We start from the raw sequence: 1,670 nt of genomic DNA on the forward strand, positions 1-1,670 counted from the left end.
GCATGTGGGGTGTTTCGGGGGTTTTCTTCTCAGGGGAAAGGGATTTCATGAACCCAGAGCGGCCTGGCGTGGCCTCGCCCAAAACAGGTGCCATGAAAGCGATCCAGGACGCCATCGAGGGGAGCAAGCTCGCCACGTGCAAGATCTGGAACCTGTGGGAGAAGGTCTGCGAAAAGGGCCTGGAGGTCTCGAAGGTCAAGGCCAGTCCCGGGCTGACCGCCGCGCCGCTGACCATTCCGGAATCGGCGACGTTCGCGAAGACGAAGGGGCTCGATCTGCGCAAGTACAAGGCGCGCTACAACGAGCTCAGCGGCATCAAGGACGCCGACGCTCTCGTCGACGTGACGGCCGACAACTTCGACGAGGTGCGCGTCCTGCTCAAGAAGGGCTACCTTCAGTGGGGCCGGACGAACTACTCCGGCTTCACCGGCGGCAACTGCACCTATATCGCGGGCATCACCGTGGGCTGGCTGGCCGAGAACACCAAGCTCCTTCCCGAGGGCGTGCGGGTCGAGCAGTTCAACCTGGCGCCCGGCGGCGAGGGCCATGCGTTCGTGGTCGTCGGCCGGGCGTCCGGCAGCGATCCGGCGAAGCCGGCGACGTGGGGTGAGGAGTGGTTCCTCATCGACCCGTGGTACTCCCGGCAGCGCGTCACCCGTCCGGGCACCAACGCCGTCAAGGACCCGGTGCCGGGCGGCGACTACTACGACAAGGACTTTCTCGCGTTCATCTTCGACGGCACGATCGCCCCGGGGCCCGCCTTCACCGCCGAGGAACTGGCCACCCTCCGCTGAACCACGTCCCGGCCTTCGGATGGATTCACCGCGGCCCCGGCGGTCCACGCGGAGCGGTGAAGTCGACGGTGAAGCGCCAGGATCCACCTGGTCAGTCCGCCTGCAGGTCGTAGCAGCCGGACTCGGGCAAGCTGATTTGCCCTTGCCACAGAAGCCATCCCCCCGAGCGGTCCAGCGGTGTTCTTGTGTCCAGTGTCAGCCGTGTCGTGGGGGCATGGAGATTGGGCGCGAACCACACCTGATGCCCCGTGACCCGGTTACGACCGTGCGCGGTGACCGGGCCCCGAGCGCCGGAGCGAATTCCCCAAGCGGCTTTGAATCCCCAACCGTGACGGCCGAAGGTGGTCGCTTGTGCTGACAGGGCACCGCGTACGGAGTCGTAGGCATGAGGCAGCCAGAGCCATACCGGTTCCCTTCCGATCGCGCCATCGATCACGCGGTCGCTGAGCAGCGCCGCTCTGGGGCCGCCGCACGTGCTCGTACTGGGTCGGCCCGTCGAGGGGACGGCCGCGCGATGCTCCCCACCGCTGCCGCTGCATCCGGCCAGCGGCAGGAGCACGAGTAACAGGATGATCCGCATGGTTTCCGTCACCTCTCAGCTGAGAAGGAATGTGATCCAAACGCATCCCGCGCATGCCCGGCGACGACGTCCTGCGCAAGGTCGGCGAGATCCCCTCCGACATTGTCAGCGCGCTTTCCCAGGACCTTCAGGAACTTCAACGGGACGGCCGCGTTGGGGGCCTCCCAGGCCGAATCGTCTTGCCTTAGTGGGCACGGGCGGCGGTGGGGAGGCCCTTGGCGCCGGAGGTGAGGGGGCAATTCTCACCGATGGCGTGGACGTCCGCGTTAGAAGGTGCAGGCGGGGATGTCGGGGAC

2 protein-coding genes are annotated in these 1,670 nt (G+C 66.6%); one reads left to right on the forward strand and one right to left on the reverse strand.

Annotation, left to right across the window (positions count from 1 at the left end; all coding sequences use genetic code 11):
* Positions 1-92 precede the first annotated feature (92 nt).
* Positions 93-794 carry a hypothetical protein gene (locus E1298_RS46740; RefSeq protein WP_131903775.1) on the forward strand — a complete coding sequence of 234 codons (702 nt, stop codon included), beginning with the start codon at positions 93-95 and terminating at the stop codon, positions 792-794.
* A 91-nt stretch (positions 795-885) separates the two neighbouring features.
* Here the strand turns inward: E1298_RS46740 and E1298_RS46745 are convergent, their stop codons facing one another.
* Entirely contained in the window at positions 886-1,374 is a 489-nt protein-coding gene (locus E1298_RS46745) for a hypothetical protein (protein WP_131903776.1), read from the reverse strand.
* Between the last annotated feature and the right edge of the window lie 296 nt (positions 1,375-1,670).

It is taken from the genome of Actinomadura rubrisoli (genome assembly GCF_004349215.1).
Lineage (GTDB): Bacteria > Actinomycetota > Actinomycetes > Streptosporangiales > Streptosporangiaceae > Spirillospora > Spirillospora rubrisoli.

Excerpts from the sequence above, each read along its gene's own strand:
- E1298_RS46745 (WP_131903776.1), bottom strand. The coding sequence starts at position 1,374 with ATGCGGATCATCCTGTTACTCGTGCTCCTGCCGCTGGCCGGATGCAGC.
- E1298_RS46740 (WP_131903775.1), top strand. The coding sequence starts at position 93 with ATGAAAGCGATCCAGGACGCCATCGAGGGGAGCAAGCTCGCCACGTGC.